Source organism: Micromonospora sp. NPDC023633, assembly GCF_040640035.1.
Lineage (GTDB): Bacteria > Actinomycetota > Actinomycetes > Mycobacteriales > Micromonosporaceae > Micromonospora.
Genome location: NZ_JBFABB010000148.1, coordinates 1 through 14,354, shown reverse-complemented (window position 1 = coordinate 14,354; position 14,354 = coordinate 1). Strand labels below are relative to the sequence as shown.

Sequence of the window (14,354 nt, the reverse complement as noted above, 5' to 3'; positions counted from 1 at the left end):
AGTCGGCCACGTCGAGCGGGGCCCGGACCACAGACGAAGGCTGCGGTGCCTTGCTGACGGTACGCCGCGCCCTCACCGCTGAGGGCAAGCCGCGAAGCCTCCAGGGGCGAGGGACCCCGACAAGGGTCCGGCCGGAATCGCGGAGGGTGAAACAGCTGGCCGAGAGTCAGCGCTGGGCAGCGAGGCGGGTAAGGGTCCGGGCGGCGGGTTCTTCACGGGCTTGGCGGTAGCCGGTGCCCGCCCATAGGTGGATCAGGTCGGCGTCGTGCGCTGCGGTGGCTGCCTTGCGCAGCGGGCTGGTCAGGTGGTGGAGGGCGGGGTAGCCGAGCGGCGCGAGCGGTTCGTAGGTGTCGGTGAAGCGGTTGCGCAGGGCGCGGGCCGGGCGGCCGGTGAAGGCGCGGGTAACCGTGGTGTCGGTGAACGCTGGGTCGGCCAGGGCGGTTTTGTGGGGTGCGGACGCGCCGCTTTCGTGGGTGCGCAGGAGGACGGTGCCGACCATGGCGGCGTGGGCGCCAGCGCGTAGGGCGGTGGTGGTGTCGGCCGGGGTGGCGATGCCTCCTGCGGCGATCACGGGCAGCGGGACGGTGTGCCGTACGTCGCTGATCAGGTCGGACAGTTCGATGGGGGTGAGTGGCCGGTCGGGGACGAGGGTGGCGGAGTGGCCGCCGGCGGCCGGGGCCTGGACGATCAGCAGGTCTGCGCCGGTCTCTGCGGCGGCCAGGGCTTCGCTGGGCGTGGTGACGGTCTGGGCGACAAGGCTGCCCGCGTCCTGGAGTGCCCGGACAGTGTCCGGGCGGGAGAGCCCGAAGGTGAAGGACACGAGCGGTACGGGGGCTTTGAGGAGCAGGTTGAGCTTGTCGGCCCAGGCGTCGTCGTCCTCGGTCAGGGTCTCGGTGGGGAGGGTGAGGCCGTAGCGGTCGGCTTCCGGCTGAAGTGCGTGGGCGTAGGCGCGGAAGGCGTCCTGGGTGACGGGGACGGGGTTGGGGGCGAAGAGGTTGACGCCGAATACGGCGCCGCTGGCCTGGACTTGGGCGATCTGGGCGGCGAGGTCGGCGGTGGTCTTGTAGCCGCCGGCGAGGAAGCCGAGTCCTCCGGCCTGGGCTGCGGCCTGGACGAGGGCGGGGGTGCTGGGCCCGCCGGCCATCGGGGCGGCCCACACGGGCAGGTCGGTGCCGAGGATGGTCAGGTCTCCGGGCATGGCGTGATTCTCCAGGTTCAGGGGGTGAGGTGGTTGGGGAACCGTATGCAGCAGGCGGCCGCGGCGCAGGCGGCGGCGAGCACCAGGGCGGCGCCGAGCAGGAGCGCGGAGTGGTAGCCGTGCCGCAGCAGCGGTGCGGCCAGCAGGGGGCCGAGGATCTGGCCGAGGCTGTAGCCGGTGGTGAGCAGGGCGATGGCTCGCGGGATGCGCAGATGGGTGCCGATGGCGAGGGACATGGTGCTCACACCCATGAAGGTGGCGCCGAACAGGACGGCGGCGGCGAGCGCGGGCACGCTGCCGGCGGACAGGGCGGGCAGGGCGATGCCGTCCGATCACCCAAACGAGCCGTCATGGCCCGCAGCCTGCACGCCTGCCTGCGCCTGGCGCAAACGCCAGCGCCCGCCACCCCGACGTCCTGACCGGCCAACGCCGCCACCCGGGCCAAGATCCACAGCGCACAACAAACGCCGCTGGGGCCAACCCGCCAGCCGCATGACCAACCCCGCCAACGTTTGCGGTCAAAGCACCGGCCCCGCGAGGCATGGGCGAGCGCTGGCGGGGCTGGCGGGGGTCCGCCCCGGAGGGTGGCGGTGGAAAACCAACGCAAGGGCCCGCAAAACGACGCTGCGCTGGCTGCCCGCCCTGCGCCTACCCGCCCGCTGCAAGGCCTCACCGCCGTGTTCCTCGGCGCCCCGCCATCAGTTCCACAGCCGCAGCCACCCCGCCTCCGCCGCACCGGCAGCCGGAACCAGCCACGACACCGGCCAAACCACTGCCCTCCACTCGACCACCGGCATGGTTAGCCACAAGGTGGACGCCGGCCGCGAACTGACGCTCGTGGCAGCCGGGGTGGGAATGCACCTACACCGTCAGACGCGGCGACACCCTGTCAGAGATCGCCGAGCAGTAGCTCGGCAACCCTGACCGCTGGCCCGAGATCTTCGCCCTCAATCGCAGCACCCACTTCCCGACGTCGGCGGCACCCTGCGCAACCCGAACGTCATCCACCCCGGCTGGACCCTCGACCTGCCCGCCGACGTGGCCGGATCGACGGGACAGCAGATCCCTTGGCGGCGCCAACGGGGTGTCTCTATCCGTTTCGTCAAAGCGGTGACTGATGCCGCTGGTCGCCTGGTAGGGAATCTGTCGCGGGGCATGGCGATCAGGGACGGGCGGCAGCCGGCGAGGCAGATGAGAGCGGCGTTGCGGCGTTCGCCTCGGCCCACTACCGCCTGCATTTGCGTGGCGAGGCAGTTTCGGCAATCACGTTGCCGAGGCGGCCGACCGCGTCATCATCACCGCATAGCCTCCGGGCGGGGAGTGTGCGTGACGGTACGGGCGAGGGGGGATGGGCGTGCAGGAAGCGGCGGTCGCGTCGGTGGTCACCGGCGCCGCAGTCCCGGTGTTGGCCGACGTGGTGTGGGACAACGCCCGGGAGGCCCCGGAGGCGGTCCAGTTCGTGCGCCCGGATCCAGATCCCCGGTCCTGGCCGGCGCGCCGTTCGGGGCGGGGCGGGGCGCTGCCGGTGACATGCCAGCAGTTCCGCGACGACGTGCATGTGCTCGCGCGGGGCTTCATCGCCGCCGGGATCGGTCATGGCGACCGGGTGGGGTTGATGAGCCGCACCCGTTACGAGTGGACCCTCGCCGACTACGCGCTCTGGTCGATCGGTGCGGTGACGGTTCCGGTGTACGACACCTCCAGCGCGGAGCAGTTGAAATGGATCCTGTCCGATTCGGGCGCGGTGGGGTGTGTCGTGGAGACCGCCGAACACGCGGCGATGCTCACCGGCCTACGCGACTACCTGCCGGCGTTGCGCCAGGCGTGGCGGATTGACGCAGGTGACCTGATCGCACTGGCGGGGCAGGGTCGCACCATCGACGACGCCCAGGTCGACGCTCGACGGCGGGCCGTGACAGGCGGTGATGTCGCGACGATCGTGTACACCAGTGGCACCACCGGGCGGCCGAAGGGCTGCGTGTTGACGCATCGCAACATCTACTGCGACATCAGCACCGCCAGCGCGGTGCTGCCGGAGGTGTTGCATCCGGGTGCGTCGACGGTGTTGTTCCTGCCGCTGGCCCACGCGTTCGCTCGGCTGATCCAGGTCGGTATGGTGCAGAACCGCGCGACGATGGTGCACAGTGCCGACATCACCGGGGTGCTCGACCAGCTGGGCCGGTTCCGGCCGACGTTCATCTTGGCAGTGCCACGGGTGTTCGAGAAGATGTACAACCGGGCCCGGCAGAAGGCAGACGAGGCGCACCGGGGATGGCTGTTCAGCCTCGCCGACCAGGTCGCGGTGCGTTACAGCCGCGCCACTGACAGCCCGGGGGGCCCGGGAGCACCGCTACGGCTGGCACACCTGTTGTTCGACGCCCTCGCATACCGGAAACTGCGCGCCGCCCTCGGCGGACGGTGCCGGATGGCGATCGTCGGCGGCGCGCCTCTGGGAGAGCACCTGGGGCACTTCTTCCGCGGGGCCGGCGTCACGGTGCTGGAAGGGTACGGACTGACCGAAACCTCACCGGCGTTGACGGTGAACCTGCCCTCGGCGATGCGGATCGGCACCGTTGGCCGCCCCCTACCTGGGGTGCAGATCCGCATCGCCGACGACCGGGAGGTCCTCGTGCACGGCGAGGTCGTATTCCCCGGGTACTGGAACAACCCCGACGGCACCCGAGCGGCCTTCACCGACGGGTGGTTGCGCACCGGCGACCTCGGCACCCTTGACGACGACGGCTTCCTACGCATCACCGGCCGCAAGAAGGAAATCATCGTGACCGCAGCGGGCAAGAACCTCGCCCCCGCACCCATCGAGGAGAAGATCCGCGCGCATCCCCTGATCAGCCAGTGCATGCTCGTCGGTGACGGCCGCCCCTACGTGGCCGCGCTGGTCACTATCGACCCGCAGGCATGGCCGCATTGGCGGGCGGCGCACGGGCAGCCCGACGTGTCTGTCGCCCAGCTGCGTAACAGTCCAGAGCTGCGTAATGAGATCCAGACCGCGATCGACCGGGCCAACCAGGCAGTGTCCAGGGCAGAACAGGTCAAGACTTTCCGCATCCTGCCCCGGGACTTCACCGAAACCCACGGGGAACTCACCCCCACGCTGAAGATCAAGCGCGAGGCGGTCGAAGCCCACTACGCCGCCGACATCGACGCCCTCTACCGCGGCCACTGACTTCACACCTCTTGAAGAAGGGCTTGGCAAACGCGCAGGACACCACTGCACACCCAATTCGCGACCACGTACACGGCCTCCCCCGGCGGCTGCGGCCGCCGCGCCGATCCCGCCTCCCCGCACCCGACCACGGAAACCACCGCCGTACCGGAAACCATCGCATCGCACAGTGACGCGGCCACCACCTCGGCCGCCCGCTGACCCGCGGGCCCTCCCTGACGGGCCGCCCGGCTGCCCAACCGCCCACATCGACACACGGCAGGATCCAGATGGCGACCATCCAGCACGTCCAGCTACGCCCTGCCTGGCTACGCGAACTGCTCGACCCGATCATCCGGCAGGAGCTGGACATGCTCGACGTTCGGCCAGCCACCAGGTCCTGGAGATCGGCGCTGGCCATTGGCGGGATCACCGGCTGCCTGGCCCGCCTCGTCGGCCCGTTCGGCATGGTCAGCACGGTCGACAAGGACACGAGTCACCGTCGCGTCGGCCCCACCGGAAGGTCACCGCGCAGCGTGATGCGGTGCATGACGCGGCGCTGGTTGTCGTAGTCCCGGTTGGCGTAGTGCGCGGTGCTCCGGTTGTCCCACATGGCCACGTCACCCTGCTGCCAGCGGTGCCGCACGATGTGCTCGGGCTTCGTCAGATGGGCGTAGAGCAGATCCAGGATTGCCCGGCTTTCGTGCTCGGAGACGCCCACGATGTGTGAGGTGAAGCCGGGATTGACGAAGAGGCTGCGGCGGCCGGTCTCGGGGTGTACCCGGACCACGGGATGCTCGACCGGGTCGAGTCGGGTGACCAGGTCGCCGTCCCAGACGTTGCCCTGCCCGCCCCGACGCTGGGCCAGGTAGTAGCCGAACTCGCGGGTGCCGTCGTGCACGGCGGTGAGCTGATCCACGAGCTGCCGCACCGGTGCTGCCAGGGAATTGTAGGCCAGTTCTGCGTCGGCCCAGTTGGTGTCGCCACCCGTCGGGGGCAGGGTCACCGCCCGCAGAATCGAACCCAGCGGTGGTCGCTTCATGAAGGTGACGTCGGTGTGCCAGACATCAGCGAATCCGTTGTCCGCACTGTCCAGCGCGTACACCTCCGGATGTGCCTCGTCGACGCCCCCCACCACGGGGTGGGACACGGTCAGCTCGCCGATGCGGCGGCCGAGGTTCACCTGGGCGTCGTCGTCGAGCCGCTGGCTACGGAAGAACAGCACCTTGCGGTCGACTAGCGCGGCGCGGACGGCGACGACCTCGGCGTCGCTCGCGTCGGCCAGGTCGATGCCGTGCACCACCGCGCCGAAGTGCGGGCCCAGCGGCTCGAGCGTGAGGTCGAGAAGGGTCGATGTCATTGATGGTCTCCGATCGATTGTGGCGAGCCGAGGGCCCGGGACTGTTAGGCGGCCGCCGCGCGCACGGCGTGGCCGATCTGGGCGCGCAGTGCGGCGTACTCGGGCAGGCCGCGCAACTCGTCCGGCGTGATGCCGGCGCGGGGCAGGTTGACCGGTAGGTCCAGGACGATCCGGCCCGGTCGGGAGCTGAGCACGACGATCCGGCTGCCGAGGAAGACGGCCTCGTCGATGCTGTGGGTGACGAACACGCAGGTGCGGCCGGCCTCGTGGCTGACCCGGCGCAGGTCCTCCTGGAGGCGCTCCCGGGTCAGCGCGTCGAGGGCCGCGAACGGCTCGTCGAGCAGCAGGAGCGGATTGTCCACGGCGATCGCCCTCGCGATAGCGACGCGTTGCTGCTGCCCGCCGGAAATCTGCCAGACCCGGCGGTCGGCCACGTCATACAGGCCCATGCTGGCCAGCAACTCGGCCACTCGGGTCCGGCGCGCCTCCGCCGGGACGCCGGCGTACCGCAGGGCGAGCTCGATGTTGCCGCCCACCGTCCGCCATGGCAACAGCCGTGGCTGCTGGAACACCATGCCGGCACCGCGGCCTGGGCGGGGTGGGGTGCCGCCGGTCCTCACCGCGCCGGTCGTCGGCTCCTCGAAGCCGGCGATGAGCCGCAGCAGGGTGCTCTTGCCGCAGCCCGAGGCCCCGACCAGGACGAGGAACTCGCCGGCCGGCAGGGTCAGGGTGATCGTGCCGACGGCGACCACGTTGCCGTAGGAGTGTTGGACGTCGGTCAGCGCGACGGCGACGGGTTCAGCTGAGGGCACCGGGCAGACCCTTGACGTAGATCGCCTTCTGGACCGTCGCGAGGTCCGGTACCGCGTCGATCTTCCGCTGGCTCTTCAGAAACTCGGCGGCGCTGACCAGGTTCTCGGCCAGCCGGCCCACCTTCGCCTCGGTGCCGAGCCACTCGTCGGTGACCAGATCGGCGGGGCGCAGGAAGACCCCCTGGCTCAGCTGCCGCTGCGCGTCGGCGGCACTGATGTTGAGTTCGGCGCCGACGGCGGCGGCCGCCTTGGCCGGCTCGGCGGCGATCAGGTCGAGGGCCTGGCCCTCCGCCTTGCGCCACGCGTCCACCGCCTCGGGGTGCGCTTCGGCGAACGCGGTGGAGACGACCCCCAGATCGAGGGTCGGCTTGCCCGCTGCCGCCAAATCGCGACTGCTGACCAGGACCCGCCCGTCCTTCTTCAGGTCGTCGAGGGCGGGCAGCCAGGTGTACGCGGCGTCCAGGTCGCCCCGGGTCCATGCGGCGACGATGTCCTGCGGTTCGAGGTCGACCAGCGTCACCTCGGACTCCTTGACCCCGGTCCGGTCGAGCGCGGCGAGCAGGCTGTAGTGCGAGGTCGACGCGAAGGAGGTGCCAATCTTCTTGCCGCGCAACCCGTCCACCGACGTGACGCCGGAGGCGTTGCGGGCCACCAAGGCCTCGTTGTCGCCGGCCACGTCCAGCACGAACGCCACCTGGTACGGGATGTGCAGCGGCGCCGAGAGTCCCCGCGCGACCGGGCTGGACCCGATGGCCGCGATGTCGACGCTCTTGGCGACGAAGGCGGTGTTGATGCTCGCGCCGGAGTCGAACTTGGTCCAGGTGATCTCGTAGTCAGGTAGCGACTTCTCCAACAGGCGCTGGTTCTTGACGATCAGGTCGCCGCTGGGAAAGGCCTGGTAGGCGATCCGGATGGTCTTCTTGGCAGGATCGGTGTTCCCGCTGGCGGCACCGTTGCCGCAGCCGGTCGTCGCGGCGAGCAGTGCGACGGCGAGGATGGGGAGGAGTTTTTTCACAGGGGTTCCTTCTGGGTCAGGCGGTGTGTCCACGCCAGGGGATGAGCAGGTTCTCGGCCGCCCGCAGCAGGGCGTCGATGAGCAGGCCGGACAGGCCGATGACGAAGAGTCCGAGGACGACCACGTCGGTCTGGGAATAGCGCTGGGCGTCGCGGATCATGCCGCCGATGCCCGGAACACCGTTGATGGTCTCGGCCGCCACGACCGAGGAGTACGCCACGCCCACGGCGAGCCGGATGCCGGTGAAGATCTCCGGCAGCGCGCTCGGTAGCACGACGTCACGGACCACCGCCGAGCGACTGGCACCCAGCGCCCGGGCGGCCTCGACCAGACCGACGGGCGCGGCGTGCACCGCCGCGGCCGTGGCCACGGCGACGGGGGGCAACGCGGCGATCGCGAGCAGCCACAGCTTCGGCGTCTCGTCGATGCCGAACCAGATGATGAAGAGGCTGAAGTAGGCCAGCGGCGGCAACGCCCGGATGAACGTGACCACCGGCTCGACCACGAGCCGGATCCCGGACACCGTGCCGAGCACCACGCCGAGCAGCAGACCGCCGGCGACGCCGATGGCGGAGCCGACGAGGATCCGTCGAAGGCTGACGCCCAGGTGCTCGACGAGCAGGTGGCCGCTGTAGCCGCGAATGCCGCCGTTCACTGTGGAGGTCTGAATCAACTGGTGCCACACCGCGGCCGGCGGCGGGATGAAAGTTGGGTTCCGCATGACGCGGGCGGTGATTTCCCACAGACCGGCCAGAACGATGAGCGTCAGCACCCGGAGCAACATGCGACGGCGCAGCCCGGAACTACGGGACGCTACGCGTTCCAGACTTGCCGACGCCGTGGGTGTGGGCGCCGAAGCGAGATCGATGGAGGCGGTCACGGCTCACCCCGGGTGGTCCAGTCTGGCGACGGCCGGCGTAGGCAACTGTGGGCGAGAATCATGTCGGGTCCTTGGGTCGACGAAGGATGGGCAGCCGAACGACACCGGACGTGATGCCGGTACGACGGGGATACGGCGACAGGACGCAGCGCCGGTCGGGCGCGCCCTCATGTGGGGGTGACGACTGCCGGCACGGCGGCTCCGCGAACACGCGGAGGGCAGGCGACTCTGTCGCGGGAGTGCGGGCTGTCGCCGGTCGGGGCGCGGCGGCGGTTCCCGCCTACGTGGGCAGGGTCAGGCGCCGCGGTCGCTCGCTGGCGCCGGCGGCCTCAACAGGCGCTGCTGCACACCCGGAGGAAGTCGACGAAGCGGCGCCGAATCAGACGCGTGCTCCGGTTCATGCCGGTGACAGTAGCCGCCACCTCCTCGCTGAGTCAGCACACATGTGACGGCGCTCACCCATATTTCCCATAGGTTAGGAGGGTTAATGTGGTCGCCATTTCGACCACCGGCCGCCGAACATGACCCCGCAATGCGCCACCCGCGATGGCGAGGTTGGGTCGCCCGCAAACCGGCGTGCACCGGGTCGGGCGGGTCATTCGCATCGACGACGGACGTTCGGCGGTGCTCGTTCTCGTGGCCCGGCGGCACCCGGCAGCCGAAGAGTCCAGATCTGCCGAATCCGCGACGCGCCCAACTTCGATCAGCGGCATGCTGTGCACGGTCGACCACATTCGGTAGAGTGCGGGCATTGATCACCAGCGATTGCTGGGGGTGCCGGGATGACTCGACGGGGCGGGCGGTGGACACGAGTCACGCTGCGCCTCGGTCTCCTGCTCGGCGGAGTCGTCGCGGCGTGGGGCGCCCAGGAGGCCGCCATCACCGCAGCCGCCTACGCCGCCGACCGTCCGCCGGCCGCGCCGGTGAACGCCGCGGTCGACCTCCTCACCGGCGCCCTCCGCCCGATCCTCGACACGACGACACCGCCGGCACCGGACGGCCCCACCGACGAGACGACCCCCGGCACCCCGCCGAGCACAGCCGACCCCCACCCGGCACCGCGCCGTCCGCCCGCCCGGCCCGCGACCCGGCCAGCGAACCAGATCACCCCACCGCCGGCCCACCGCGTCCAGGTCGGCACGCCGAAGCCCGCCGCCAACGGCACCCGCCGCCCGGCCACCCGGCCCCGCGGCAGGGAGGCGCTGACACCGGTGGGTGACGTTCTCCGTCCGGTCACGGAGCCGCTCCGGGCCGGGGTGCTCACCCCGGCGAGCGAGGCGCTACGACCAGTCACCGACCCGGTGCAGGCCGACGCCCTCAGCCCGGCGACCCAGCCGCTCGCCCCGAGCCTCTCCCCCGTCTGGCGAGAGCTGGAACCGGTACTCGAGCCGCTGGACCCCGTGCTCGAAACCCTCGACCCGGTGACGGATCTCCTGGACCCGCCCACCAGCCCGCCAGCCACGCCACCACCCGCGCCGGCGCTACCGGCGCCGCCACCACCCGGGCCGGCGCTACCGGTGCCGCCGCTACCGGTGCCGCCGCTACCCTCGCCGCCACAGACCGGCCCGGCCTGCTGCACCGGGCCCGGCACCGGACCGGTCGGCGAACCGACCTGGCCCACCTCGGCACCCGCCCCCACGAGCGCCTCGTCGCACTGGCATTCGACGACAGAGCTGTCGTCCCCACTGCGCCTCGCCCGATCGGACGGGCCGCACCCGCCCCGGCCCGACGCCCATTCCACTCCAACCATGCCCGCCCCCGGCACCAGCGGCGTCGGCGCGTCCGGCGCCGCCCACGGCCACCTCGGCGACGCCCCCACTTCGGCATGGACGCCGCCCAGCCTGACCGGATACCGCTACCACCCGGCCGGCAGCGACGCCATCTCGTCCCACTCGCCCCGCCCGGGCACCCGGCCCGCCTGACCGGCGGGCCAATTCATGCCGTCCGCGCGGCATGGCGACCTCCGCGTACCCGTATGCCTGACAGCCCTTGGCGGCCCGCGCCGGCCCGCGGCGGTCCCGCGCCGACGCCGGCATCCTCCCCGACATAACCATCAGCACGGTGACCAGGAGTTACACATGAAAATGACCATGCCCGTCGTCCGGGCCCGGTGGTGCGACATCGATCTGATCGCCGATCTCGTCACCGACGCCCTCTCCCCCACCGCCCTCGGCGCCTGGCTCGTTCCCGACGAGCGACGCCGACCGGCCGTGCTCACCGCAGTGGCCCGAATGTGGACCGAACACGCACTGCTCTTCGGCGAGGCCTTCCTGCTCCCAGACGGCACGGCCGCCACCATCTGGTTCCACCGCTACCGACCCATCCCGCCCCCAGCCCGGTACGCCGACCGGCTCGCCGACGCGTGCGGCGAGCACCAGGACAGGTTCCTCCAACTCGACCAGGCCCTCGCCGCCCGGCGGCCGGTCGAGGCGCACAACCACCTGGCGCTGCTCGCCGCACCGGACCCGGCGGACCCAGGTCGCGCCGCGGCGGTCCTCGCCGGAGCGCAGCGCTGGATGGACAGGCTCAGCCTGCCCACGTACGCCGAGGTCTTCACCGAAGCCGACCGCGACCTGTTCCAACGGCACGGCTACACCCACCGGGACACCTTCCCCATCCGCGGCCACACCACCACACACGCGATGTGGCTGTCATCGCCGTTCTGGACCGGCCGGTCCAGCCGCAACACCCGCTCGCAAGTACAGCGTCCGCTCGTCGAGGTCAGCGACATCACCCGGTTCCCCAACCGGGCCCACTTCGCCTCCTGAAACGGCACCGCCCCCATCGACGCGTCCTCCGGTGAGCAGGTACGACACCGGCTCTCCCGCGCCGGAAACCGGCAAATCAACCGGGTACTGCACATCATGGCCACCGTCCAGCTACGCGACCCCACCGAAGGCCGCGCCTACTTCGATCGGAAAAAAGCATCCGCGAAGACATCGATGGAAGCGATGCGCGCGCTGAAACGACGCCTGTCCGACATCGTCTACCGACAGATGACCGACGACACCACGACGGCCACGGCGACGGGCCCGGGAGGACAACGTGATTCTGCCCCGACCGTCCGACTTGCGGACACGGCTTCGCGACGACGTGGTCGAGTTCCGGTTCAGCCCGTAGTTCCGGATCTGACGGGGTCGACCCGGATCACGTGTGGAGGAACTGGGCGACGGGTTCGGCGCGGTGGAACTCGGCCAAGGACTTGCCGAGGTCTCGCTCCATGCGGTTCGGGTCCGCGCCGTGTGCCATGAGGGTGTTGAAGATGCGGGCGAGATCGTCAACGAGCTCGGGGTTCAGGGGCTTCGGATCCACCCAGTCGGGATCGTTATAGCGGTACCGGGGCAGGATCTGCCGTGCATCCAGCACGGCACGTCCCAGTGACGAGTTGCCATACGAGTCGAGTGCCTGGACGTCGGCCCCGGACCCGAGAAGCAGTTGCAGCGCGGCATACGCGGCATCGGCACGTTCGACGGTGTTACAGAGTTGCCACACTTCCCCCTCTCCGACAGCGAATCGGGTCGGTCGCAGCCAGCGGGATCGCATCACGGCTGCCATGATCGCGTGGTGAAGGACCGGCATCGCCCACGGCTCACGACCATCGTGCTCGATGAAGTTCGGGTCAGCGCCGAGTTCGAGAAGGAGCGCCGCGATCTCGAACTCGCCGTGGCGGTACGCGAGCTGCAGTGGCGACTGCCCGGCGAACTTCTTCGGTGGTGACGTTGCGACGAGGGCGACCGCACCGGGGTCTTTCGCGAGCCGCTGCCTGACCGCATCGATGTCGCCAGCCGCGATTTCCTTGAACAGGATCTGCATGACGTGTCACCCCGCTTCGATTTCGATCTTGGTGAAGACTCTATCGCTCGTGCTCGGGGCAGGGGGATCACGTCGAGCACCTCAACCCGCAGGACAGCTCTGTCGCCCGCACGGTCGTAACCGTGGCGACGTCTGGCCGTTCACCGCCGCCACGAACATCGCCATTGGCGACATCACCACCACCGCCGAGCAGGACCGCATCGAGGCCGCCGCCGCCCGCGCCGTCGCCCACGACATGATCACCGACCTGCCTCACGGTACGAGACGCTGCTCGACCGCACCTTCGCCGGCGGCCAGGACCTCTCCGGCGGACAATGGCAACGCATCACCGCCGCCCGCGGATTCCTTCGCGACGCCGACGTGCTCATCATGGACGAACCCTCATCCGCATGCCGAAGAGCCGGTGTGCTTCGCGCCGCATAGCAATCGGATCGCGGCTGATGAGGACATCGGTGCCTTCGTGCTGCGATGCCGAGGAGGTCGGTCCATTACAGGGCAGGCTGATCGACATGACTACCATCCCCCTGTGATCGAGGACCTGATCAGGAGGACGGCCTCCGAAGACGACGATGCGATCGAGGAGTTGTGCGCGATCGCGGACACCGATCCGGGGCGGCTGACTCCGCACCAGGGCCTCCTGCTGGACCTCGAGGTGTTGTGGCCGGCGAAGTTGTACCGAGCGGCAGGTGCCAACGTGGTCCGCCGGGTCATTGAGCAGATCGACGGCGGGCGGACACCGGACCGGCTCAATCACCTGCTCCTTGTCCTGGCACACAGTGCTCATCCGCTCGCTGAGAGCGCCATGCGTCGCTGGTCGACCCAGCCGCCGCCCGGCGCGGACGAGCTGCACGTCGGGCCGCTGAGCTACGCGCAGGAGGGCGGTTGGGTCGCCGGCCCGGACGGCAACCGACGTGACCTGTGCGGTGACACCGCGTACCGGTGGGTCATGCGTGAGACATCACGACGCGTAGAGCGCCCCCACTGTCCGTGGTGCGCGTCGCCGCTCTGGGCTGCTGCGGACCTCGACACCGCAGACCCCGCCATCGGTGCCGCCGTAGCCCACACGGGCTGGTCCGGCCGGTTGGTGATCGAGAGCTGCCACTTCTGCGCCTGCTATACGACGCTGTACAGCCGGGTCACGCCTGCCGGTGCCGCTACCTGGTGGGCCGGCAACACCCGCCCCAGCTACCTACCGGATGCGGCCGAACCGGAGGATCCGCCGGCGCTGCTGCCGGTCCCAGGACCGGCTCTGCCCAGCCCCTACCAGGCCAGCGCCTGGAATCGGGGCGGTTCGACTCTGGGCGGCCGCCCCGACTGGATCCAGGACGCCGAGCACGCCGCCTGCCCAGGCTGCGGACAACCGATGGACTACGTGGGTTTGATCGGCGGCGCAGACTTGGACGAATTCGGCGAGGGCGCCTACTACCTGCACCTGCACCAGCCGTGCGGGTTCGCCGCAGTCAACTACCAGCAGAGCTGACCGCCGCAAGCGCTGCCGCCGGAAGCTGTCGGGTACCACGCCGCATATTGCAGCATCGCCACCAAATCATGGTGGCTCTACTCCACCACGGCGGCGGCCCGGGAGGCTAACGGGGAACGACAACTGATCCCAGCGTGACCAACTCGCATACCCAAGCTGGCTCTTCGGAGAAGTCACCTCCCCGGACCCGCCGAGACCCAGGTTAGAACCGCTCTCGGCGATGTCTTGACACAGAGGGGAGCCATGTCCAAACGCTGTCGCGCCTGTACATGCATGGGTCGACGGATACCGGTCGCGACGGACGCGCCAGCGTCGCCGCGCGCTGCCTGCGGCAGATCCGGGCGGGCCACGGCGCCCCGGTCCAGACCCGCCACCGGATCCAGTCGATAACCTGCCGTTTTGTCCAACGCGGCGGACGCCCCCCGCAACTCCGGAGCCAGCCGGTGCAGCGCACGCTTCAACCCAGCGTCGTACCGCCGGTCTGGACCTCGTCCTCCGCCGGCGACCACGCCAGCACGTCCCACGATCCAGGTGCTCCCCCAGTGCCGGGAGCACCTGATCGACCGGACCTTCGAGTCGCTGCGCGGCGCGCGGCGGGCGATCGTGCACTTCTACAACTCGACCTCCACGCTC

At 70.2% G+C, this 14,354-nt stretch carries 12 protein-coding genes and 1 pseudogene; 6 read left to right on the top strand and 7 right to left on the bottom strand.

The window, feature by feature from the left end; translation table 11 throughout:
* Positions 1–166: 166 nt before the first annotated feature.
* The gene (locus AB0G13_RS30220; protein WP_357881610.1) at positions 167–1,198 is read right to left on the bottom strand and encodes a nitronate monooxygenase; all 1,032 of its coding nucleotides are present in this window, start codon (positions 1,196–1,198) and stop codon (positions 167–169) included.
* Between the two features lie 17 nt (positions 1,199–1,215).
* Positions 1,216–1,515, bottom strand: a complete 300-nt coding sequence (locus tag AB0G13_RS30215; RefSeq protein WP_357881617.1) for a YbfB/YjiJ family MFS transporter — start codon at positions 1,513–1,515, stop codon at positions 1,216–1,218.
* A gap of 1,031 nt (positions 1,516–2,546) precedes the next feature.
* On the opposite strand from AB0G13_RS30215, the gene AB0G13_RS30210 reads away from it, so the two are divergent.
* Positions 2,547–4,382: an AMP-dependent synthetase/ligase gene (locus AB0G13_RS30210; RefSeq protein ID WP_357881607.1), complete on the top strand. Its 1,836-nt coding sequence runs from the start codon at positions 2,547–2,549 to the stop codon at positions 4,380–4,382.
* A 475-nt stretch (positions 4,383–4,857) separates the two neighbouring features.
* On the opposite strand, the gene AB0G13_RS30205 is transcribed toward AB0G13_RS30210, so the two are convergent.
* The 4 genes from AB0G13_RS30205 to AB0G13_RS30190 are packed head-to-tail and all read right to left on the bottom strand — an operon-like array spanning position 4,858 to position 8,269.
* The gene (locus AB0G13_RS30205; RefSeq protein ID WP_357881604.1) at positions 4,858–5,721 is read right to left on the bottom strand and encodes a TauD/TfdA family dioxygenase; all 864 of its coding nucleotides are present in this window, start codon (positions 5,719–5,721) and stop codon (positions 4,858–4,860) included.
* A gap of 44 nt (positions 5,722–5,765) precedes the next feature.
* Entirely contained in the window at positions 5,766–6,533 is a 768-nt protein-coding gene (locus AB0G13_RS30200; protein WP_357881601.1) for an ABC transporter ATP-binding protein, read from the bottom strand.
* Complete coding sequence (locus tag AB0G13_RS30195; protein WP_357881598.1) at positions 6,520–7,548, bottom strand: glycine betaine ABC transporter substrate-binding protein; 1,029 nt, start codon at positions 7,546–7,548, stop codon at positions 6,520–6,522. Before AB0G13_RS30195 ends, AB0G13_RS30200 begins: the two co-directional genes overlap by 14 nt.
* 16 nt (positions 7,549–7,564) lie before the next feature.
* Positions 7,565–8,269, bottom strand: a complete 705-nt coding sequence (locus tag AB0G13_RS30190) for an ABC transporter permease (RefSeq protein WP_357881595.1) — start codon at positions 8,267–8,269, stop codon at positions 7,565–7,567.
* 941 nt (positions 8,270–9,210) lie between these two features.
* Between AB0G13_RS30190 and AB0G13_RS30185 the strand changes: the two genes are divergently transcribed.
* From AB0G13_RS30185 to AB0G13_RS30175, 3 genes are all read left to right on the top strand, one after another.
* Entirely contained in the window at positions 9,211–10,350 is a 1,140-nt protein-coding gene (locus AB0G13_RS30185) for a hypothetical protein (protein WP_357881592.1), read from the top strand.
* A 156-nt stretch (positions 10,351–10,506) separates the two neighbouring features.
* A complete protein-coding gene (locus AB0G13_RS30180; protein ID WP_357881589.1) occupies positions 10,507–11,196 on the top strand; it encodes a hypothetical protein in 690 nt (229 codons plus the stop codon).
* Positions 11,197–11,211: 15 nt separating this feature from the next.
* Positions 11,212–11,679, top strand: a complete 468-nt coding sequence (locus AB0G13_RS30175) for a transposase (RefSeq protein WP_357881614.1) — start codon at positions 11,212–11,214, stop codon at positions 11,677–11,679.
* On the opposite strand, the gene AB0G13_RS30170 is transcribed toward AB0G13_RS30175, so the two are convergent.
* Positions 11,576–12,241: a hypothetical protein gene (locus AB0G13_RS30170; RefSeq protein ID WP_357881586.1), complete on the bottom strand. Its 666-nt coding sequence runs from the start codon at positions 12,239–12,241 to the stop codon at positions 11,576–11,578. The two genes, AB0G13_RS30175 and AB0G13_RS30170, sit on opposite strands and share 104 nt — an antisense overlap.
* Positions 12,242–12,275: 34 nt before the next feature.
* On the opposite strand from AB0G13_RS30170, the pseudogene AB0G13_RS30165 reads away from it, so the two are divergent.
* Both AB0G13_RS30165 and AB0G13_RS30160 read left to right on the top strand, forming a co-directional pair.
* Positions 12,276–12,631, top strand: a pseudogene (locus AB0G13_RS30165) (ATP-binding cassette domain-containing protein); the annotation flags it as partial.
* Between the two features lie 136 nt (positions 12,632–12,767).
* On the top strand, positions 12,768–13,721 hold the full coding sequence (locus AB0G13_RS30160; RefSeq protein ID WP_357881583.1) for a hypothetical protein: 954 nt from the start codon (positions 12,768–12,770) through the stop codon (positions 13,719–13,721).
* Positions 13,722–14,354: the final 633 nt, after the last annotated feature.